20 protein-coding genes, 1 pseudogene and 1 other annotated feature are annotated in these 20317 nt (G+C 65.2%); of the genes and pseudogenes, 18 read left to right on the top strand and 3 right to left on the bottom strand.

Going from position 1 to position 20317, the window contains the following annotated elements; genetic code table 11:
- Positions 1-51: 51 nt before the first annotated feature.
- The 6 genes and pseudogenes from rplA (at position 52) to rpoC (ending at position 10197) form a co-directional block, all read left to right on the top strand.
- The gene (gene rplA / locus AB2385_RS00665; RefSeq protein WP_367652972.1) at positions 52-759 is read left to right on the top strand and encodes a 50S ribosomal protein L1; all 708 of its coding nucleotides are present in this window, start codon (positions 52-54) and stop codon (positions 757-759) included.
- A 188-nt stretch (positions 760-947) separates the two neighbouring features.
- Complete coding sequence (locus AB2385_RS00660; protein WP_367652971.1) at positions 948-1082, top strand: hypothetical protein; 135 nt, start codon at positions 948-950, stop codon at positions 1080-1082.
- Positions 1083-1143: 61 nt separating this feature from the next.
- Positions 1144-1307: a sequence feature (ribosomal protein L10 leader region), on the top strand.
- A gap of 20 nt (positions 1308-1327) precedes the next feature.
- Positions 1328-1882, top strand: a complete 555-nt coding sequence (gene rplJ / locus AB2385_RS00655; RefSeq protein ID WP_367652970.1) for a 50S ribosomal protein L10 — start codon at positions 1328-1330, stop codon at positions 1880-1882.
- A 48-nt stretch (positions 1883-1930) separates the two neighbouring features.
- Positions 1931-2314: a 50S ribosomal protein L7/L12 gene (gene rplL / locus AB2385_RS00650; protein WP_367652969.1), complete on the top strand. Its 384-nt coding sequence runs from the start codon at positions 1931-1933 to the stop codon at positions 2312-2314.
- Positions 2315-2765: 451 nt separating this feature from the next.
- Positions 2766-6167: pseudogene (gene rpoB / locus AB2385_RS00645) on the top strand (DNA-directed RNA polymerase subunit beta); the annotation flags it as partial.
- A gap of 490 nt (positions 6168-6657) precedes the next feature.
- Positions 6658-10197, top strand: a complete 3540-nt coding sequence (rpoC, locus tag AB2385_RS00640; protein ID WP_367652968.1) for a DNA-directed RNA polymerase subunit beta' — start codon at positions 6658-6660, stop codon at positions 10195-10197.
- A gap of 83 nt (positions 10198-10280) precedes the next feature.
- Here rpoC and AB2385_RS00635 read toward each other — a convergent pair whose 3' ends face one another.
- The 3 genes from AB2385_RS00635 to AB2385_RS00625 are packed head-to-tail and all read right to left on the bottom strand — an operon-like array spanning position 10281 to position 11411.
- On the bottom strand, positions 10281-10496 hold the full coding sequence (locus AB2385_RS00635) for a hypothetical protein (RefSeq protein WP_367652967.1): 216 nt from the start codon (positions 10494-10496) through the stop codon (positions 10281-10283).
- A gap of 2 nt (positions 10497-10498) precedes the next feature.
- Positions 10499-10837, bottom strand: coding sequence for a hypothetical protein (locus tag AB2385_RS00630; protein WP_367652966.1), 339 nt, complete (start codon positions 10835-10837; stop codon positions 10499-10501).
- Positions 10830-11411: an RNA polymerase sigma factor gene (locus AB2385_RS00625; RefSeq protein WP_367652965.1), complete on the bottom strand. Its 582-nt coding sequence runs from the start codon at positions 11409-11411 to the stop codon at positions 10830-10832. The genes AB2385_RS00630 and AB2385_RS00625 overlap by 8 nt, the downstream gene beginning before the upstream one ends.
- Positions 11412-11626: 215 nt before the next feature.
- On the opposite strand from AB2385_RS00625, the gene AB2385_RS00620 reads away from it, so the two are divergent.
- From AB2385_RS00620 to rpsS, 12 genes are all read left to right on the top strand, one after another.
- Complete coding sequence (locus AB2385_RS00620; RefSeq protein ID WP_367652964.1) at positions 11627-12247, top strand: class I SAM-dependent methyltransferase; 621 nt, start codon at positions 11627-11629, stop codon at positions 12245-12247.
- Between the two features lie 116 nt (positions 12248-12363).
- A complete protein-coding gene (locus tag AB2385_RS00615; protein ID WP_367652963.1) occupies positions 12364-12615 on the top strand; it encodes a ribosomal L7Ae/L30e/S12e/Gadd45 family protein in 252 nt (83 codons plus the stop codon).
- A 49-nt stretch (positions 12616-12664) separates the two neighbouring features.
- Positions 12665-13045, top strand: a complete 381-nt coding sequence (rpsL, locus tag AB2385_RS00610) for a 30S ribosomal protein S12 (protein ID WP_367652962.1) — start codon at positions 12665-12667, stop codon at positions 13043-13045.
- Positions 13046-13163: 118 nt separating this feature from the next.
- Positions 13164-13634: a 30S ribosomal protein S7 gene (gene rpsG / locus AB2385_RS00605; protein ID WP_367652961.1), complete on the top strand. Its 471-nt coding sequence runs from the start codon at positions 13164-13166 to the stop codon at positions 13632-13634.
- Between the two features lie 39 nt (positions 13635-13673).
- The gene (fusA, locus tag AB2385_RS00600) at positions 13674-15758 is read left to right on the top strand and encodes an elongation factor G (RefSeq protein WP_367652960.1); all 2085 of its coding nucleotides are present in this window, start codon (positions 13674-13676) and stop codon (positions 15756-15758) included.
- Between the two features lie 39 nt (positions 15759-15797).
- Positions 15798-16985, top strand: coding sequence for an elongation factor Tu (gene tuf, locus AB2385_RS00595; RefSeq protein ID WP_367652959.1), 1188 nt, complete (start codon positions 15798-15800; stop codon positions 16983-16985).
- 109 nt (positions 16986-17094) lie between these two features.
- Positions 17095-17403 (top strand): 30S ribosomal protein S10, encoded by a 309-nt coding sequence (gene rpsJ / locus AB2385_RS00590; RefSeq protein WP_367652958.1) that lies wholly within the window; start codon positions 17095-17097, stop codon positions 17401-17403.
- A 176-nt stretch (positions 17404-17579) separates the two neighbouring features.
- Positions 17580-18221: a 50S ribosomal protein L3 gene (gene rplC / locus AB2385_RS00585; protein ID WP_367652957.1), complete on the top strand. Its 642-nt coding sequence runs from the start codon at positions 17580-17582 to the stop codon at positions 18219-18221.
- 23 nt (positions 18222-18244) lie between these two features.
- Positions 18245-18868 carry a 50S ribosomal protein L4 gene (gene rplD / locus AB2385_RS00580; protein ID WP_367652956.1) on the top strand — a complete coding sequence of 208 codons (624 nt, stop codon included), beginning with the start codon at positions 18245-18247 and terminating at the stop codon, positions 18866-18868.
- Positions 18865-19152 carry a 50S ribosomal protein L23 gene (gene rplW, locus AB2385_RS00575; protein WP_367652996.1) on the top strand — a complete coding sequence of 96 codons (288 nt, stop codon included), beginning with the start codon at positions 18865-18867 and terminating at the stop codon, positions 19150-19152. Before rplD ends, rplW begins: the two co-directional genes overlap by 4 nt.
- Positions 19153-19164: 12 nt before the next feature.
- Positions 19165-19998 (top strand): 50S ribosomal protein L2, encoded by an 834-nt coding sequence (gene rplB / locus AB2385_RS00570; protein WP_367652955.1) that lies wholly within the window; start codon positions 19165-19167, stop codon positions 19996-19998.
- 18 nt (positions 19999-20016) lie between these two features.
- On the top strand, positions 20017-20298 hold the full coding sequence (rpsS, locus tag AB2385_RS00565) for a 30S ribosomal protein S19 (protein ID WP_367652953.1): 282 nt from the start codon (positions 20017-20019) through the stop codon (positions 20296-20298).
- Positions 20299-20317 lie beyond the last annotated feature (19 nt).

The raw sequence follows: 20317 nt of genomic DNA, 5'->3' as shown, positions 1-20317 counted from the left end.
CTGCTCCCTGCAGCAGCCGAATCGCATTCAACCACAAGGAGGAAGTACGCAATGCCGAAGCGTGGCAAGAAGTACCTCAGTGCGGCGCAGCTGGTCGACCGCACGAAGCTATATGATCCGGTGGAAGCGCTCGAGCTCGTGAAGAAGACCGCCAGGGCCAACTTCGACGAGACGATTGAGGTGGCGTTCCGGCTGGGCGTCGACGTCCGCCATGCCGACCAGCAGATCCGCGGCGCCGTGGTGCTGCCTGGCGGCACCGGCAAGGAGGTGCGGGTGCTCGTCTTCGCCAAGGGTGACAAGGCCAAGGAGGCGGAGGCGGCCGGGGCTGACTTCGTCGGCGCCGAGGACCTCGTCGCCAAGATCCAGGAGGGCTGGCTCGACTTCGACGTCGCCGTGGCCACGCCTGACATGATGAGCATCGTCGGTAAGCTGGGCCGTATCCTCGGCCCGCGCGGCCTCATGCCGAACCCGAAGACCGGCACGGTCACCTTCGACGTGACCAACGCCATTCGGGAGATCAAGGCCGGTAAGGTGGAGTACCGCACCGACAAGAGCGGCATTGTCGCGGCGCCCATCGGCAAGGCCTCGTTCGACGTGGACCGGCTCGCCGCCAACTTCAGGGCGCTGGTGGACGCCCTCCTGCGGGCCAGGCCGGCGGCGGCGAAGGGCCAGTACATGAAGTCGATCACCGTCTCCTCGACGATGGGGCCCGGCATCAAGATCAACCCGGCGCGCGTCACCGCGATCGCCGAGAAGTAACCTAAAGCAAAGATCAAGGGGCCTGCCCTGCGGGGCAGGCCCTTTCGTCGTTCGCCGGGGTCTATGTCGAATCGGGTCGATAATGTATTGCAAGTGTGACATCTGCGCGATACTATCGAAAGCGATGCTGAGACGCGACAAGGCTCGCAATTTCGGTGTGCGGTACCAACGGGAGGTGTAAGGCGGACGTGGACAAGCAGGAGATTCGGCAGCGGCTGGAGAGCCTGGTCGACCGCTGGATGAAGGCCACCCCGGCCGAGCGGATGCTCATCATCCAGGAGAAGATCCGGCTGGAGGAGATGCTGGAACAGTACGAGGGCTAGACGGCTAAGCCGGAAAGATGGCCCTTGACGCAAGCGCAGCGGGTGGTTATAATTCCACCTGTGCCTGAACTCCACATGACCGTAGACAGCAGGTGCCGCAAGGCCTAAGTGGTGGCACGCCAGCCTGCCGAGGTCGGAAAGCGTACCCCCCCGGGGTGCGCGCGTCTGGGCATTGCTTGCCGCAGACCTCCGACTGGCTATGGTCGGAGGTCTTTCTTCATGTTCCGGCAAGGAGGTGAACTGACTTGCATCATGGCCGTCATCACGCCATCCGTCCCGAGAAGCAGCAGGCGGTTGCTGAACTGAAAGAGGCGATGGGCAAGGCCAAGAGCGTTGTCTTTGCCGACAACAACGGCCTGACGGTCGCCCAGGTGACCAAGCTGCGCCGCGAGCTGCGGGCGGCCGGGGGCGAGCTGAAGGTGGCCAAGAACACCCTGATCGGCATTGCCGCCAGGGAGTTGGGGATCGAGGGGCTGGATCAGTATCTGCACGGCCCCACCACGGTGGCCTTCTCCTATGAGGACGAGGCTGCAGTGGCGAAGAAGATCCGCGAGGTCTTCGCCAAGGAGCGCGACCCGAAGTTCGTCGTCAAGGCCGGCATCCTGGAGGGCAAGGTCATCGACGCCGCAGGCGTCAAGGCCCTGGCCGACCTGCCGAGCCGTGAGGTGCTGCTCGCTCAGGTCCTGGCCGGGATCCAGGCTCCCCTGCAGGGCGTGGCCGGTGCCATCAATGGCCTGCTGGCCAGCTTTGCCTATGCCCTCGATGCGCGCATCCGCCAGCTGGAGGGCGCCGAGGCGTAACCGTACAGCGGAAGTTCAATTTCATTCAAGTATAAGGAGGTTCCCCACATGTCCAAGGCTGCAGAGGTTATCGAGATTATTAAGGGCATGACCGCCCTCGAGCTCAAGGAGCTCAAGGAACTGTTCGAGGAGACCTTCGGCGTGACCGCCGCCGCTCCGGTGGCCGTCGCTGCCGCCGCTCCGGCCGCCGGCGCCGCTGCTGCCCCGGCCGCCGAGGAGAAGACCGAGTTCGACGTGATCCTGAAGGCCGCCGGCGCCAACAAGATCGCCGTCATCAAGGTCGTGCGCGAGCTGACCGGCCTGGGCCTGAAGGAGGCCAAGGACCTGGTCGATGGCGCTCCCAAGCCGGTCAAGGAGAAGGTCTCCAAGGCCGATGCCGAGGCCGTGGCCGCCAAGCTCAAGGAGGCCGGCGCCGAGGTCGAGGTCAAGTAACGCCGATCGCGAAAGGAGGGTTGGGGCCGACGCTCTGGCGTGCCCCAACCCTCTTTGTATTCTGCGTGCAGGGTCGTCATTGCTTGACAGCGGTTCCCTGGCATGGTAACATGATAACTTGCCACCAAAGCGTGGACGGGACGACTTTCTCCCGTATCCTGACTCGGCCCGCCCGGCTCCGCCCGTTGGACGCAGCCACGGAACGCAGTGCGTACGCATACCGTTCGGCGTTGCGGATACGAATAGAGAATGTCGTCCTGGAAATGCCGTCCACGGACGGCAGATCGATGTGGTGGTACTTTTTCTTTTTCGCACCGGGATACGATTTCTCCTGCTGGAGCAGGGAATCCGGCAGGGGAGTTTCACATACATCGAGCGCTTCCGCGGTGGGCACTTCCAGACGGGGAGCTTCTTGATGGCCACCAAACAGAAGTGAGGAGGCCTGGACCGCATGCCGAAGATCGTGCAAGCTGGCAGGAGACAGCGGCTCAGCTTTGCCCGGATCGATGAGATCCTGGAGATGCCGAACCTCATCGAGCTGCAGCACAACTCCTATCAGTGGTTCCTGCGCGAGGGCCTGCAGGAGATGTTCAGGGACATCTCGCCCATTCAGGACTTCACCGGCAACCTGGTACTGGAGTTCCTCGACTACAGCCTGGGCGAGCCCAAGTACTCCATAGAGGAATGCAAGGAGCGGGATGTCACCTATGCGGCGCCACTGCGCGTGCGCGTCCGGCTGATCAACAAGGAAACCGGCGAGGTGAAGGAGCAGGAGGTGTTCATGGGCGATTTCCCGCTCATGACGCCTACGGGCACCTTCATCATCAACGGCGCGGAACGGGTGATCGTCTCCCAGCTGGTCCGCTCTCCGGGCGCTTACTTCTCCGAGCAGATCGACCCGTCGGGGAAGAAGCTCTACTTCGCCACGATGATCCCGAACCGGGGCGCCTGGCTGGAGTTCGAGTCGGACGTCAACGACGTGCTCTACGTGCGCGTGGACCGCACCCGCAAGCTTCCCGCGACTATTCTACTGCGGGCGCTGGGTTATAGTTCCGATCAGGAGATCATCCAGGCACTGGGTGACGCGGAGCAGGTGCGCCGCACCCTGGAGAAGGACGGCACCGAGTCGGAAGACGAGGCGCTGATCGAAATTTACAAGCGGCTGCGCCCGGGCGAACCGCCCGCGGTGGACAACGCCCGGCAGCTCCTGGAGGCGCTCTTCTTCGAACCGAAGCGGTATGACCTGATGAACGTGGGCCGCTACCGGCTCAACAAGAAGCTTGCCCTCCGGCGGCGCATCGTGGGCACGAGCACGGTGGACCGCGTGGTGCACCCCGAGACGGGCGAGGTCCTGGCCGAGGCGGGCACCCAGATCGACAAGCGGCTCGCGGAGAAGATCGACGCCGCGGGCATTGACGCGCTGACGGTCCGGCTGCGGGACGGCTCGACGGTGCGGGTCGTCTCCAACGGCCAGCCCGACATCAAGACCAAGATCATCACCCGGCAGGATATCGTCGCCATCGTGAATTACATGATCACGCTGGCCAAGGGCCTGGGCAGCGTCGACGACATCGACCACCTGGGCAACCGGCGTGTGCGCTCGGTGGGCGAGCTGCTCCAGAACCAGTTCCGCATCGGTCTGGCACGGATGGAGCGCGTGATCAAGGAGCGCATGACCATTCAGGACGTGGACATGATCACGCCCCAGGCGCTGATCAACATCCGCCCGGTGGTCGCCGCCGTGAAGGAGTTCTTCGGCTCCTCGCAGCTCTCCCAGTTCATGGACCAGACCAACCCGCTGGCGGAGCTGACCAACAAGCGCCGCCTCTCGGCCCTGGGCCCGGGCGGGCTCTCCCGGGAGCGGGCGGGCTACGAGGTGCGCGACGTGCACACCTCGCACTACGGCCGCATGTGCCCCATCGAGACGCCTGAAGGTCCGAACATCGGCCTCATCGGCGCCCTGGCGACCTACGCCCGCATCAACGAGTACGGCTTCATCGAGACGCCGTACCGGAAGGTGGACCACGAGACGGGCCGGGTGACCAACGAGGTCGTCTACCTCACGGCGGACGAAGAGGACGAGAACGTCATCGCCCAGGCGAACGAGCCGCTGAACCCGGACGGTACCTTCGTCCGTGACCGCGTCACCTGCCGTTACCGGGACGAGATCCTCCAGGTGCCCCCGAACCAGGTGGACTACATGGACGTCTCGCCGAAGCAGGTGGTCTCCATCGCCACGGCTCTGATCCCGTTCCTGGAGAACGACGACGCCTCCCGCGCCCTCATGGGCTCGAACATGCAGCGCCAGGCCGTGCCCCTGCTGCGCACTGAGGCGCCGTACGTGGGTACCGGCATGGAGTACCGATCGGCGTTCGACTCGGGCGTCTGCGTGATCGCCGAGAACGACGGCGTCGTGCTGCGCGCCACCGCCTCGGAGATCGTGGTCCAGTACGACGACCTGCAGGTCAAGAAGTACAAGCTGACCAAGTTCACCCGCTCCAACCAGGGCACCTGCATGAACCAGAAGCCCATCGTCCGGCCGGGCCAGCGGGTGCAGAAGGGCGACGTCCTGGCCGACGGGCCCTCCACCGACAATGGCGAGCTGGCCCTGGGCCGCAACGTCCTCGTCGCGTACATGTGCTACGAGGGTTACAACTACGAGGACGCCATCATCATCAACGAGCGGCTGGTGCGGGAGGACGTCTTCACCTCGATCCACATTGAGGAGCATGAATGCGAGGCCCGCGACACCAAGCTCGGCCCCGAGGAAATCACCCGCGACATCCCCAACGTCGGCGAGGACGTGCTGAAGGATCTGGACGAGCGCGGCATCATCCGCATCGGTGCGGAGGTGCGGCCGGGCGACATCCTCGTGGGCAAGGTCACGCCCAAGGGCGAGACCGAGCTGACCGCCGAGGAGCGGCTGCTCCGGGCGATCTTCGGTGAGAAGGCCCGCGAGGTGCGCGACACCTCCCTGCGGGTTCCCCACGGCGAGTCGGGCATCGTGGTCGACGTGAAGGTCTTCACCCGGGAGAACGGCGACGAGCTCTCGCCCGGCGTGAACCAGCTGGTGCGCGTTTACATCGCCCAGAAGCGCAAGATCAGCCAGGGTGACAAGATGGCCGGCCGGCACGGCAACAAGGGCGTCATCTCGGTCATCGTGCCCGAGGAGGATATGCCCTTCATGCCCGACGGCACGCCCATTGACATTATCCTCACGCCGCTGGGTGTGCCTTCCCGGATGAACATCGGCCAGATCATGGAGATTCACCTGGGCTGGGCAGCCAAGACGCTGAACCAGTACGTGGCGACCCCGGTCTTCGACGGCGCCGACGAAAAGGACATCCGCGAGATGCTGCTCCAGGCCCACCTGCCGCCCACGGGCAAGACGGTGCTCTACAGCGGCAAGACCGGAGAGCCCTACGACAACGAGATCACGGTGGGCTACAAGTACATGCTGAAGCTGCACCACCTGGTGGACGACAAGATCCACGCCCGCTCCACCGGCCCGTACTCGCTGGTTACCCAGCAGCCGCTGGGCGGCAAGGCGCAGTTCGGCGGCCAGCGCTTCGGCGAGATGGAGGTCTGGGCGCTGGAGGCGTACGGCGCCGCCTACACGCTTCAGGAACTGCTCACCGTCAAGTCCGACGACGTGGTGGGCCGCGTGAAGACCTACGAGGCCATCGTCAAGGGCGAGAACGTGCCCGAGCCCGGTGTGCCGGAGTCGTTCAAGGTGCTGATCAAGGAGCTCCAGTCGCTCTGCCTCGATGTGAAGGTGCTGGACGAGAACGGCAACGAGATCGAGCTGCGCGAGCTGGACGACGAGGACATGACCGGCCGCGACCTCGACATCCCGACCTTGGGCGGCGAGGAGTTCCCGGCGCCCGAGGCCAAGCAGCCGGCGGCTGAGGCGGCCGAGCCCGCGGAGGAGGAGCCGGTGGCGGAGGAGAGCGAGGAAGAGGAGTTCGACGACGCGCCGCTCAACCCCGATGAGCTCGAGAAGGTGGCCGGCGCTCTGAAGAACGCGGCCCGTTCGCTCCCCGGCGACCTCGGCGGCGGTCGGGGCACGCTTCCCGAGGAGGACGACCTCGATGAGGAGGCGTTCTTCGAGGGCGAGGACGGGGTTGCTGACGAGGATGAGTTCGAGCCGGCGCCTGCTCGCCGGAAGGGCGCGGCCCGGCGCCGCCGCGGGGCGCTGGCCGACCTGGACGACGACTTCGGTGCGGATGAGTTCGATTCGGCAGCGTCCGACGACGATGAGGACGACCTCTTCGGAGGCCGGGTGCGCCGTCGCCGCCAGGACGACTTCGACGAGGACGATGAGTAGGGGAGGATGCTGAACGATGCTCGACGTCAACTACTTTGACTCCATCCGTATCGGGCTGGCCTCTCCTGAACGCATCCGGCAGTGGTCCCGCGGCGAGGTGAAGAAGCCGGAGACCATCAACTACCGCACCCTGCGGCCCGAGCGGGAGGGCCTCTTCTGCGAGAAGATTTTCGGCCCCACCCGCGACTGGGAGTGCCATTGCGGCAAGTACAAGCGGGTGCGCTACAAGGGCATCGTCTGCGACCGCTGCGGCGTCGAGGTCACCCGGGCGAAGGTGCGCCGCGAGCGCATGGGCCACATCGAACTGGCCGCGCCCGTCTCCCACATCTGGTACTTCAAGGGGATCCCCTCCCGCATGGGGCTGATCCTCGACATCAGCCCCCGTGCGCTGGAGAAGGTGCTCTACTTCGCCGCGTACATCGTGACCGACCCCGGCGACACGCCGCTGATGGAGAAGCAGCTGCTGACCGAGAACGAGTACCGGGAGTACCGGGAGAAGTACGGCAACCGGTTCAAGGCGGGCATGGGCGCCGAGGCCATCAAGGTGCTCCTGCAGAAGCTCGACCTCGATAAGCTCGCGGCCGAGCTCCGCCACGAGCTGAAGACCGTCTCCGGCCAGCGCAAGATCCGGGCCATCCGCCGGCTCGAGGTGGTGGAGGCGTTCCGCAAGTCGGGCAACAAGCCGGAGTGGATGATCCTCGACGTCATCCCGGTGATCCCGCCCGACCTGCGGCCGATGGTGCAGCTGGACGGCGGCCGGTTCGCCACCAGCGACCTGAACGACCTCTACCGCCGGGTGATCAACCGGAACAACCGCCTGAAGCGGCTGCTCGACCTGGGCGCGCCGGACATCATCGTCCGCAACGAGAAGCGCATGCTCCAGGAGGCCGTCGACGCCCTGATCGATAACGGTCGCCGCGGCCGCCCGGTGACGGGTCCCGGCAACCGGCCGCTCAAGTCGCTCTCCGACATGCTCAAGGGCAAGCAGGGCCGCTTCCGCCAGAACCTGCTGGGCAAGCGCGTCGACTATTCCGGCCGTTCGGTTATCGTGGTCGGCCCGCACCTGAAGCTGCACCAGTGCGGCCTGCCCAAGGAGATGGCACTGGAGCTCTTCAAGCCCTTCGTGATGAAGAAGCTGGTCAACGACGGCTACGCGCACAACATCAAGAGCGCCAAGCGCATGGTGGAGCGGGTGCGGCCCGAGGTCTGGGACGTGCTCGAAGAGGTCATCAAGGAGCACCCCGTGCTCCTCAACCGGGCCCCCACCCTGCACCGCCTGGGCATCCAGGCCTTCGAGCCGGTGCTGGTCGAAGGGCGTGCCATTCAGATCCACCCGCTGGTCTGCACGGCGTACAACGCCGACTTCGACGGCGACCAGATGGCGGTGCACGTGCCGCTGTCGGCCGAGGCGCAGGCCGAGGCCCGCGTGCTCATGCTGGCGGCGCACAACATCCTGAACCCCAAGGACGGCGCCCCGGTCATCACGCCGTCCAAGGACATGCTGCTGGGTTCGTACTACCTCACCCTGGCGAAGCCGGACTCCGAGCCCAAGATGCGGTTCTCCCACCCGCATGAGGCGCTCATGGCGTACAACGACGGGCTGGTGGAGCTGCACGACTGGGTCGAGATTCGCTTCCCCGAGCCCCCGAAGGACCTGGAGCCGGGCTCGGAGGAGTGGTGGGAGCATCCTGACAACTGGAACAACGCCTCCGGCAAGCGCATCAAGACCACCATCGGTCGCATGATCTTCAACGAGGTCCTGCACCCCAAGCTCCGCTACCGCAACGTGACCGTGGAGAAGAAAGAGATGGGCAAGATCATCGACGAGGCCTATCGGAAGCTCGGCACGGTGAAGACGGCGGAGCAGACCGACAAGATCAAGGACCTGGGCTTCGAGTACGCCACCCGTTCGGGCGCTACCATCGCCATCTCCGACATCCGGGTGCCGGCCAAGAAGGCCGAAATCCTGGCGGAGGCGGAGAAGCAGGTCGAGGTCGTCGAGCGGAACTACAAGCGGGGTCTGATCACCAACGACGAGCGCTACCAGCGGGTCATCGCCATCTGGTCGAGCGCCAAGGACGAGGTGACCAAGACCCTGGTGGACACGATGGACGACTTCAACCCGGTCAACATGATGATGAAGTCCGGCGCCCGTGGTAACATCTCGCAGATCACGCAGCTGGCTGGTATGCGCGGCCTCATGGCCGACCCGTCCGGCAAGATCGTCGAGCTGCCGGTGAAGGCCAACTTCCGCGAGGGCCTCACCGTGTTGGAGTACTTCCTCTCCACCCACGGCACCCGCAAGGGCCTGGCCGACACGGCCCTGCGCACGGCCGACTCGGGTTACCTCACCCGGCGCCTGGTGGACGTGGCGCAGGACGTGATCGTGCGGGAGGAGGACTGCGGTACCACGGCCGGCATCACCTGGACCGAGGAGGTCGACGCCAACGGCAACGTGATCGAGCCGATCCGGCCGCACATCGTGGGCCGTGTGGCGCTCAACGACATCGTCCACCCCGAGACCGGCGAGATCATCGTCTACGCCAACGAGATGATCGACGAGGAGCTGGCCGACGCGATCGAGGCTGCCGGCATCAAGGAGGTCACCATCCGCTCGGTGCTGACCTGCCGCACCCGCTACGGCGTCTGCCGGGCCTGCTACGGCCGGAACCTGGCCACCGGCCGGCTGGTGGACGTGGGCGAGGCAGTGGGCATCATCGCCGCCCAGTCCATCGGCGAGCCGGGCACCCAGCTTACGATGCGTACCTTCCACACCGGCGGCGTGGCCGGCGAGGACATCACCCAGGGTCTGCCGCGCGTCGAGGAGCTGTTCGAGGCCCGCAAGCCCAAGGGCCAGGCGATCATCGCCGAACTGGACGGCGAGGTCTCCATCACCGAGCAGAAGGGCCGGCGGGAGGTCACGATCACCTCGGACGACGGCGAGGCCATCACCTACTCCATCCCCTACGGCGCCCGGGTCAAGGTGCGCCAGGGGCAGAGGGTCGAGGCGGGCGATCCGATCACCGAGGGTTCGATCAACCCGCACGACCTGCTGCGGGTGAAGGGCCTGCGCGGCGTGCAGCACTACCTGCTGCGTGAGGTGCAGAAGGTCTACAACCTGCAGGGCGTGGACATCAACGACAAGCACATCGAGATCATGGTGCGCCAGATGCTGCGCAAGGTGAAGGTGGAGGACCCCGGCGATACCGAACTGCTGCCGGGCGGCCTCATCGACATCTTCGACTTCGAGGACGAGAACGAGCGGGTGATCATGCAGGGCGGCCAGCCCGCCGTCGCCCGGCCGGTTCTCCTCGGCATCACCAAGGCCTCGCTGGCCACCGACTCCTTCCTCTCGGCGGCCTCCTTCCAGGAGACGACCCGCGTGCTCACCGACGCGGCCATCAAGGGCAAGCGCGACCCGCTGCTCGGCCTGAAGGAGAACGTGATCATCGGCAAGCTGATCCCTGCCGGCACCGGCATGGGCCGGTACCGCGGCATCAAGGTGTACACCGAGGACGAGATCTACGCCGAGCACCTGGAAGGCGCGGACGACTAGGCGCTGTCATGAGGGCAATAAGGCCCGGCTGCCCACTTGGGCAGTCGGGCCTTTCCCTGTGGAGAGGGGCAGCGGGCGGCCCCTCAGCGGGACACGAAGCGTTCAGCAAACGCCAGGAGATCCTCCAGGGCAACGGTGCCGGAGTCGAACGTCACCTCCACCATCGTATCCGTATCCGGGACGGCGACATCGACGCGGGTCACGATCCAATCCTCTATCGAGGCAGACTCCGCGGTGAGCCGCCAGGTTTCATCCTCGAGCGCAGGGAAGAACGGATGCGTCTGGAGCACCTCGTCCACGCTCACGGTGGCCTCCTGCAGCAGACTCTCAGAAGGCGGACGGATGGCCAACGCAGCGTGGGCAGTCGATCCGCCAGCGTGCCGGAGTCAACCGAGATGCGCAGCGAACCGGAGAGGAGGCTCGCGAACGCATCCTGCACCGTCGGCACGGTAAAGACGCCCAGCCCGACCGCCAGCACGGCGGCTGCGATCGCAACGCGGGCGGCGACCCGGCGGCGGGCGAAAGCGCACCTCTGCGTGAGTGCAGCCCGCACGACTTCGGTGGGGCGGTCGAACTCGCGGGGAAGTGTGCAGCGTGCCCCCGCGTCAGCCAGCAGTGAACGAACGGTCTCCTCATGCACGTGCCATCCCTCCTGGAACTCCCAGCGGTCGGAGCAGGGACCGCGTGACCTGGGGTTCGCTGATTCGCTGCTCCAGCGCGCGGCGGGCCCAGTTGAGCCGGGACTTGACCGTGCCGGGGCTCACGCCCAGTACCGCCGCCATCTCGGCCTCGGTCGGCCCTTCGAAGTAGCGCAGGACGATGACGGCGCGGTGATCCGGCGCCAGTTCCTGAATCGTCGACCAGAGTTCCCTGCGCTCCTCCCGAGCCAGCAGCGCCGCCTCCGGGGTCGCGGCGTCGGCGGGATCGGGCAGGGGAAGAGCGGCTTCCCGCCTGCGCCTTCGGGTCTGGCGGATCGCTTCATTGACGACGATGCGGATGAACCACGCGTAGAATGGGCCTCCAGTCCTGAACTTCCTTAGCGACAAGTAGGTACGCACGAGCGCCTCCTGCAGCGCATCTCGGGCGAGTTCCTCCTGCTGGGTGATCAGGCAGGCGGTCCGGTACGCGCGGGGAAGGTAAGGCCGGACCAGGTAGTCGAACGCGCTCTCCGTACCCGCCCGGGCCTGCTCGAGCAGCGTGGCCTCGTCCTCCACGAACCCACCGCCTCCACTTACCCTGGTCTATGTGCGGTCACCTCATATACCCTGCTTGTGGGACCAAGGTTCCCAACAAGATGGACTCGCCCTTGCGTTCTGCGACATTTTTCGCTACCATTGCTCTGCGTTTTGGGCGGACTGTCGCCGCAGACCCTGCGACGCCGGCGGCGCTGGGCGCGCAGGGCCCTCTTGTCAGGCAAAGGAGGCGCGACTTGAGCGACCACTACTACACCCACCGTCCCGGCGCGGCGCACGATGAGACAAGCTTCGACACCACCCTGCGCGGCATGGGCTTCCGCTTTGTCACAGACGCGGGCGTCTTCTCCCGCGACCGCGTCGACTTCGGATCTCTACTATTAATAGAAGCAATGCGGGTGGGCCCGGCGGACGTGGTGCTCGACCTGGGATGCGGCTACGGTCCCATCGGTGCCGTTGCGGCCCGGCTGGCGCCGCAGGGCTACATCTACATGGTCGACGTCAACGAGCGGGCGGTGGAGCTGGCCCGGCGGAACCTGGCCCTGAACGGCATCCGCAACGCTGAGGTCCGGGTGAGCGACGGGTTGGAGGCGGTGCCGGGCATCGTCTTCGACACCATCCTGACCAATCCACCGATTCGGGCCGGGAAGCAGACGGTGTACAGACTGCTGGACGAGGCGTACGCGGCGCTCCGGCCCGGCGGTGCGCTGTGGGTGGTGGTGCAGAACAAGCAGGGCGCCCCCAGCATGAAGCGGAAACTGCAAGAGCTCTTCGGCAACGTCACCGACGTGGCCCGCAAGGCCGGATACCACGTCTTCCGGGCCGAGCGGCAGGACGTGCCGAAACTGGGCGATTGAGGGCGAGCGGACGCAGAAAAGCCCGCTGACGCTGACTGGGCGCGGGTTTTTCTTGACTCGCGTTCAGGGCCTGAGTACAATATGAAAGTGTGCCTGAGCAGGAGGTTTTTGGGGCCATGAACTTGGAGCGATTGAAAGCCGCGCACAAGAAGACCATCGGCACCAAACAGACTGTAAAGGCCATCGCCAAGGGTCGGGCCCGGGTCGTGTACGTCGCCAGGGACGCCGAGGAGCACGTGATCCGCGGCGTGATCGAGGCGGCGAGGGAGAAGGGCCTGGAGATCCAGGAGGTTGAATCGATGGTGGCACTGGGCAAGGCCTGCGGGATCGAGGTTGGCGCAGCTGCTGCCGCAATCCTGGAGGGATAGCCCGCCACCCTTCTGATGACCATCCTGATCGCGGAAGGAGGTGCGTTCTGTGCCAACCATTAACCAGCTCGTCCGTCAGGGCCGCAAGCGGGTCAGCGAGAAGTCGGCCAGCCCGGCGCTCAAGGGGAACCCCTTCAAGCGGGGCGTCTGCACCGTGGTGAAGACCACCACGCCCAAGAAGCCGAACTCGGCGCTCCGGAAGATCGCCCGTGTCCGTCTCTCCAACAACATCGAGGTCACGGCGTACATTCCGGGCATCGGCCACAACCTGCAGGAGCACTCCGTGGTGCTCGTCCGCGGCGGCCGCGTGAAGGATCTGCCTGGCGTCCGCTACCACATCGTCCGCGGCGCCCTTGACGCCGCCGGCGTGGCCAACCGGATGCAGGGCCGCTCCAAGTACGGCGCCAAGAAGGCCAAGGCGAAGAAGTAATCCGGCCGGGGGCGGCGAGAGTAACCGAGACCCTTCGGCGAAGTACGGAGACGGGATGCGTTGGAAGGCGCCCCGCCGACTCACCGCCCAGAGTTAGTGGAAAGAAAGGGGTACACCTATGCCGCGTCGCGGTCACGTACCGAAGCGCCAGGTGCAACCGGATCCGATTTACAACTCGGAACTGGTCACCAAGGTCATCAACAAGATCATGCTGCACGGCAAGAAGTCGCTTGCCCAGCGCATCTTCTACAATGCGCTCAACCGGGCCAGCGAGAAACTCGGCAAGGAGCCGATGGAGGTTCTGGAGGGCGCCCTCAAGAACATCATGCCGGTGCTGGAGGTCCGGCCCCGCCGGGTGGGCGGTGCCACCTACCAGGTGCCGATGGAGGTTCGCCCCGACCGTCGTCAGGCTCTCGGCATTCGCTGGCTGGTCAACTACGCACGCGCTCGTGGGGAGCGCACGATGGAAGAGCGGTTGGCCGCTGAGTTGGTGGATGCGTACAACAACACCGGCGGTGCTGTGAAGAAGCGCGAAGAGGTCCACAAGATGGCTGAGGCGAACAAGCCGTTCGCGCATTATCGCTGGTAACGGTTCGATGGGCATTTCGTCGCAAAGGGGGGGTGTCTGATGTCTCGGCAGGTAACGCTGGATAAGCTCCGCAATATCGGGATCATGGCGCATATTGACGCCGGCAAGACGACGACGACGGAGCGCATCCTGTTCTATACGGGCCGCACCCACAAGCTGGGCGAGGTCCATGAGGGCGCTGCCACCATGGACTTCATGGTGCAGGAGCAGGAGCGCGGCATCACCATCCAGTCCGCCGCTACAACCTGCAGCTGGAAGAACCACCGGATCAACATCATCGACACGCCCGGACACGTGGACTTCACGGTGGAGGTTGAGCGTTCGCTTCGCGTTCTGGACGGAGCGGTGGCCGTGTTTTGTGCGAAGGGCGGCGTGGAGCCGCAGTCCGAGACGGTGTGGCGTCAGGCCGACAAGTACGGCGTTCCTCGCCTGGCCTACGTCAACAAGATGGACACCATCGGCGCGGACTTCTTCCGGGTCATCCAGATGATGAAGGACCGCCTGCACGCGCGGCCGGTGCCCATCCAGCTGCCCATCGGCGCAGAGGATACCTTCAGGGGCATTGTGGACCTGGTTCGCAACGTCGCGATCGTCTACTATGACGACCTCGGCAAGGATATTCGCGAGGAGCCGGTTCCCGAGGAGATGCGGGAGCTGGTGGAGCGGTATCGCACCGAGATGATCGAGGCGGCCACTGAGGCGGACGACGCCCTGATGGAGAAGTACCTGATGGGCGAGGAGCTCACCGTCGAGGAAATCAAGACCGCCCTGCGCAAGCTGACCGTAACCTGCCAGATCACGCCGGTCTGCTGCGGTTCCTCCTACAAGAACAAGGGCGTCCAGCCCCTGCTGGATGCGGTGGTCGACTTCCTGCCTTCGCCGCTGGACATCCCGCCGATTCAGGGCGTGGACCCCGAGACCGGTGAGCCCGCCGAGCGAAAGGCCGACGACAACGAGCCTTTCTCCGCGCTCGCGTTCAAGGTGGTCACCGACCCCTATGTGGGCCGCCTGTGCTTTATCCGCGTCTACTCCGGGCGGCTGCAGGCCGGCAGCTACGTGATGAACGCCACCAAGGGCAAGCGTGAACGGGTCGGCCGCCTGGTGCGGATGCACGCCAACCACCGCGAGGACATCGACGCGGTGGAGACCGGCGACATCGCCGCCGTCGTGGGCCTGCGGGATACGGGCACCGGCGACACGCTCTGCGTGGACAGCGCTCCGATCATCCTCGAGTCGATGGAGTTCCCCGAGCCGGTCATCGAGATGGCCGTGGAGCCCAAGACGAAGGCGGACCAGGATAAGCTCGGCCAGGCCCTGATGAAGCTGGCGGAAGAGGACCCGACCTTCCGGATGTACACCAACCAGGAGACCGGGCAGACCATCATCGCCGGCATGGGCGAGCTGCACCTGGAGATCATCGTCGACCGGCTCCAGCGGGAGTTCAAGGTTGGCGTGAACGTCGGCAAGCCGCAGGTCTCCTACCGTGAGACCGTCCGGACGCGGGTCGAAAACGTCGAGGGCAAGTTCGTCCGCCAGACCGGCGGTCGCGGCCAGTACGGCCACTGCGTCATCAACCTGGAACCGGGCGAGCCGGGCAGCGGCTTCGTCTTCGAGAACAAGATCGTCGGCGGCGTCATCCCGAAGGAGTACATCGCACCGGTGGAGCAGGGCATCCGCGAGGCCATGCAGAACGGCGTTCTCGCCGGCTTCCCGGTGATCGACGTCAAGGTCGAGCTGGTCTTCGGCTCCTACCACGAGGTCGACTCGTCGGAGGCCGCCTTCAAGATCGCAGGCTCCCTTGCCTTCAAGGCCGCCGCCCAGAAGGCCCAGCCGGTACTCCTTGAGCCGTACATGAAGGTCGAGGTGACCGTGCCCGAGGAGTACATGGGCGACGTGATCGGCGACCTCAACGCCCGGCGCGGCCGCATTGAGGGCATGGAAGCCCGGTCCGGCGCACAGGTCATCCGTGCGCAGGTGCCGCTGGCCGAGATGTTCGGCTATGCGACCGATCTTCGTTCCCGGACCCAGGGCCGTGGCGTCTACTCGATGCAGTTTGACCACTACGAGGAAGTGCCTCCGAACGTGGCCAAGCCGATCATCGAGAAGGCCCAGGGCAAGGCATAGATCCCTTGACAGAACGGATGTAAGGAGGAGTATCCACCCATGGCTAAGCAGAGGTTCGAGCGTACCAAGCCGCACGTGAACATCGGCACCATTGGCCACGTCGACCATGGCAAGACCACGCTGACTGCGGCGATCACCAAGGTTCTGGCCGAGAAGGGCAAGGCCCAGTTCGTCGCTTATGACCAGATCGACAAGGCCCCCGAGGAGCGGGAGCGCGGCATCACCATCAACACCGCCCACGTGGAGTACGAGACCGAGAAGCGGCACTACGCCCACGTCGACTGCCCGGGACACGCTGACTATGTGAAGAACATGATCACCGGCGCGGCCCAGATGGACGGTGCGATCCTGGTCGTCTCCGCCGCTGACGGCCCCATGCCGCAGACCCGTGAGCACATCCTGCTCGCCCGCCAGGTGGGCGTGCCCGCCATCGTGGTCTTCCTCAACAAGTGCGACATGGTCGACGACGAGGAGCTGCTCGAGCTGGTGGAGCTGGAGGTCCGCGACCTGCTGAACCAGTACGAGTTCCCGGGCGACGAGATCCCCTTCATCCGCGGCTCTGCCCTGAAGGCCCTGGAGGGCGATCCCAAGTACGTCAAGGCCATCGAGGAGCTCATGGACGCCGTCGACAACTACATCCCGACGCCGCAGCGTGACGCCGACAAGCCGTTCCTCATGCCCATCGAGGACGTCTTCACGATCACCGGCCGCGGCACCGTCGTGACTGGCCGTGTCGAGCGTGGCAGGTGCAAGGTTGGCGACACCGTCGACATCGTCGGCCTGCGGGAGGAGAAGCGGACCACCGTCGTCACCGGCCTCGAGATGTTCCGCAAGGTGCTGGACGAGGTCGTCGCGGGCGACAACGTTGGCGCCCTGCTGCGCGGCATCGAGAAGAAGGAGGTCGAGCGCGGCCAGGTTCTGGCGAAGCCCGGCTCCATCCACCCGCACACCAAGTTCGCCGGCGCCATCTACGTCCTCACCAAGGAGGAGGGCGGCCGTCACTCCCCGTTCTTCAACGGGTACCGTCCGCAGTTCTACTTCCGGACCACCGACGTCACCGGCACCATCAAGCTGCCCGAGGGCGTCGAGATGGTCATGCCTGGTGACAACGTCGAGATCCAGGTGGAGCTGATTCACCCCATCGCCGTCGAGGAAGGCCTCCGGTTCGCCGTTCGTGAGGGCGGCCGCACCGTTGCCTCCGGCCGGGTCACCAAGATTTTCGAGTAATCAGCGGATATGCGGGCCTCGCCCGGGGGGCTGGCACTACGGCCGCCCCCCGGGTTTCGGGCCCGGGTGATTCGGGAGCAAAACGTTCCCACAGAGGAGGGAAGTCATCGTGGCCAAGCAGAAGATCCGCATCAAGCTGCGGGCCTTCGACCACAAGATCCTCGACAGCTCCGCCGCGAAGATTGTCGAGACGGCTACCCGGACCGGCGCAACGGTCAGCGGGCCGATTCCGCTGCCGACCGAGAAGAACATCTACACGATCCTGACCGCCCCCAACGGCGAGAAGGACATCCGTGAGCAGTTCGAGATGCGCACCCACAAGCGGCTGATCGACATCATCGAGCCTGGTTCGAAGACCGTCGAAGCCCTGATGAAGCTGGATCTCCCGGCAGGAGTGGACATCGAGATCAAGCTGTAAGTCGGGAGGATCGCAGCTCCCGCCAGGCCGGCAGGAAGGCCTGCGGTATCAATCATGTCGCCGGGACCGGGATGGCCTGTCCAAAGGCGGCTGGGCCGTAAGGCTGCTCCGCACGGGGTCAGCCTGACCCCGACCTCTCCCGGATCCTTGCGACCACTGATGTGGAGGTGGCTTCTGTGCAGAAAGGCATCCTGGGCAAGAAGCTGGGCATGACCCAGATCTTCGCCGAAGACGGGAAGATCATCCCCGTCACTGTGGTTGAGGCTGGACCCTGCGTCGTGGTGCAGAAGAAGACGGTGGCCACGGACGGCTACAACGCCGTGCAGGTCGGCTTCGACACCATCCGTGAGAAGCTGGTCAACAAGCCCCTGAAGGGGCACTTCGCCAAGCACCAGGTCCAGCCGACCCGTTATCTGCGGGAGCTGCGCCTGGACGATGTGGAGTCGCTCAACGTGGGCGACGTGATCAAGGCCGACATCTTCGCCGAGGGCGAGCTGGTCGATGTCACCGGTATCTCCCGTGGCAAGGGTTACGCCGGCGGCATCAAGCGGTGGAACTTCTCCCGCAGCTTCATGGCCCACGGCTCGAAATATCACCGGGGTCCCGGTTCCCTTGGCCAGCGCGCCTGGGCCCGCGTGCCGAAGGGCCGCAAGCTGCCCGGCCGGTTGGGCGGTGAGCGGGTAACGGTGCAGGGCCTGCGCATCGTCAAGGTCGACCCCGAGAAGAACATCATCCTGATCAAGGGCGCTGTTCCCGGCGCCAAGGGCTCGCTGATCACCATCCGCGACTCCGTGAAGGCCGCCAAGAAGGCCCGCTAGTCGTTCCGAAAGGAGGAGCAGACATGCCGAAAGTGGCCGTTTATAACAAGGAAGGCGCCACCGTCGGGGAGATCACCCTTTCGGACGCCGTGTTTGGGGCCGAGGTGAACCCCGGTCTTCTGCACGAGGCCGTGCAGATGTACCTCGCCAACCAGCGCCAGGGCACGCATGATACGAAGACCCGCGGCGAGGTGCGGGGTGGCGGCAAGAAGCCCTGGCGCCAGAAGGGCACCGGTCGTGCGCGGCAGGGCTCGATCCGCGCACCGCAGTGGCGGAAGGGCGGTATCGTGTTTGGCCCGCATCCGCGCGACTACGGCTGGAAGATGCCCAAGAAGGCTCGCCGGGCAGCGCTGCGGCAGGCGCTCAGCGCCAAGGTGAAGGCCGGCGAACTGATCGTCGTTGATTCCTTCGATCTGGAGGCGCCCAAGACCAAGGAGGTCGTCGCCCTCCTCAAAAACCTGAAGGCGGAAGGCAAGGCCTTTATCGTGACCGCCGAGGAGAACATCAACGTCTACAAGTCGGCCCGGAACATCCCCGGCGTGCGCGCCAACGCGGCCCGCAACCTCAACGTCTACGAGGTGCTGGCGTCCGACAAGCTGGTGCTCACCCAGGACGCCGTGGCCAAGGTTGAGGAGGTGCTGGGCTGATGGAGGCTCGTGACATCATCCTCAAGCCGCTCATCTCCGAGAAGAACATGGCCAAGATGAGCGAGGGCAAGTATGCCTTCAAGGTTCGCCTGGACGCGAACAAGACGGAAATCAAGAAGGCGATTGAGGAGATCTTCGGCGTCACCGTCACCGCAGTCAACACGATGCGCGTGAGGGGCAAGATTCGTCGCCAGGGCAAGTACGTCGGCCGCCGTTCCGACTGGAAGAAGGCCATCGTCCAGCTCAAGGAAGGCGACAGCATCAAGGTCTTCGAGGGCCTGTAAGGAGGGTACACGATGGGAATCAAGCATTATAAGCCCACCTCCCCGGGTATCCGCCAGATGACGCGGCACACCTTCGAGGAGCTGACCACGGACAGGCCGGAGAAGTCCCTGCTGCAGCGCCTCACCCGGAAGGCTGGGCGCAACGTCTACGGCCGCATCACGGTCCGGCACCGCGGCGGCGGCCACAAGCGGATGTACCGGATCATCGACTTCAAGCGCAACGAGTTCGACGGCATGCCGGCCACGGTGAAGACGATCGAGTACGATCCGAACCGGACCTGCCGCATTGCGCTCATCCAGTATCCCAACGGCGTGAAGCGGTACATTCTCCACCCGGTGGGCCTGAAGGTCGGCGACACCGTGGTCACCGGTCCGGACGCCGACATCCGGGTGGGCAACGCCCTGCCGCTGGAGAACATCCCCGTTGGCACCCTGGTGCACAACGTTGAGCTGTACCCCGGCCGCGGCGGACAGCTGGTCCGTGCCGCCGGCGCTGCGGCGCAGATCATGGCGAAGGAGGGCGGTTACGCCCTGCTGCGGCTCCCGTCCGGCGAGCAGCGCAAGGTGCTGCTCCGGTGCCGGGCCACCATCGGCCAGGTGGGCAACCTCGAGCACGAGAACATCGTGATCGGCAAAGCTGGCCGCAAGCGCCACATGGGCTGGCGTCCGACCGTCCGCGGTTCCGCCATGAACCCGGTGGATCACCCGCACGGCGGTGGCGAGGGCAAGGCGCCGATTGGCCGTCCGAGCCCGGTGAGCCCGTGGGGCAAGCCGACCCTGGGCTACAAGACCCGCAAGCCCAACAAGAAGTCTGACCGGCTGATCGTGAGCCGCCGCAAGAAGTAGGGAAGGGGTGTAAGCTGAATGGGTCGTTCACTCAAAAAGGGTCCGTACATCGACCCTTCTGTTGAGAAGAAGATCCTCGCCATGAACGCCAAGGGCGAGAAGAAGGTCTTCAAGACGTGGGCCCGTGACTGCACCATCTTCCCCGAGATGGTCGGGCATACGATCGCGGTCCACAACGGCAAGACCCACGTCCCGGTGTACATCACCGAGGAGATGGTTGGCCACAAGCTGGGTGAGTTCGCTCCGACCCGGACCTTCAGGGGTCACGGTGGGGACGAGAAGTCCAGCCGTGTGAAGTAACACCTGGCCCTTGAAAGTC

The organism is Symbiobacterium sp. (genome assembly GCF_040797425.1).
GTDB lineage: Bacteria > Bacillota > Sulfobacillia > Symbiobacteriales > Symbiobacteriaceae > Symbiobacterium.
This window is presented reverse-complemented; position numbering and strand designations above follow the sequence as displayed.

What these genes read in the sequence shown, in the direction of transcription:
- rplA (WP_367652972.1), top strand. Translation starts at nt 52, where the DNA reads ATGCCGAAGCGTGGCAAGAAGTACCTCAGTGCGGCGCAGCTGGTCGAC.
- rplL (WP_367652969.1), top strand. Translation starts at nt 1,931, where the DNA reads ATGTCCAAGGCTGCAGAGGTTATCGAGATTATTAAGGGCATGACCGCC.
- rpoC (WP_367652968.1), top strand. Translation starts at nt 6,658, where the DNA reads ATGCTCGACGTCAACTACTTTGACTCCATCCGTATCGGGCTGGCCTCT.
- AB2385_RS00615 (WP_367652963.1), top strand. Translation starts at nt 12,364, where the DNA reads ATGAACTTGGAGCGATTGAAAGCCGCGCACAAGAAGACCATCGGCACC.
- rpsG (WP_367652961.1), top strand. Translation starts at nt 13,164, where the DNA reads ATGCCGCGTCGCGGTCACGTACCGAAGCGCCAGGTGCAACCGGATCCG.
- fusA (WP_367652960.1), top strand. Translation starts at nt 13,674, where the DNA reads ATGTCTCGGCAGGTAACGCTGGATAAGCTCCGCAATATCGGGATCATG.
- tuf (WP_367652959.1), top strand. Translation starts at nt 15,798, where the DNA reads ATGGCTAAGCAGAGGTTCGAGCGTACCAAGCCGCACGTGAACATCGGC.
- rplD (WP_367652956.1), top strand. Translation starts at nt 18,245, where the DNA reads ATGCCGAAAGTGGCCGTTTATAACAAGGAAGGCGCCACCGTCGGGGAG.
- rplB (WP_367652955.1), top strand. Translation starts at nt 19,165, where the DNA reads ATGGGAATCAAGCATTATAAGCCCACCTCCCCGGGTATCCGCCAGATG.
- rpsS (WP_367652953.1), top strand. Translation starts at nt 20,017, where the DNA reads ATGGGTCGTTCACTCAAAAAGGGTCCGTACATCGACCCTTCTGTTGAG.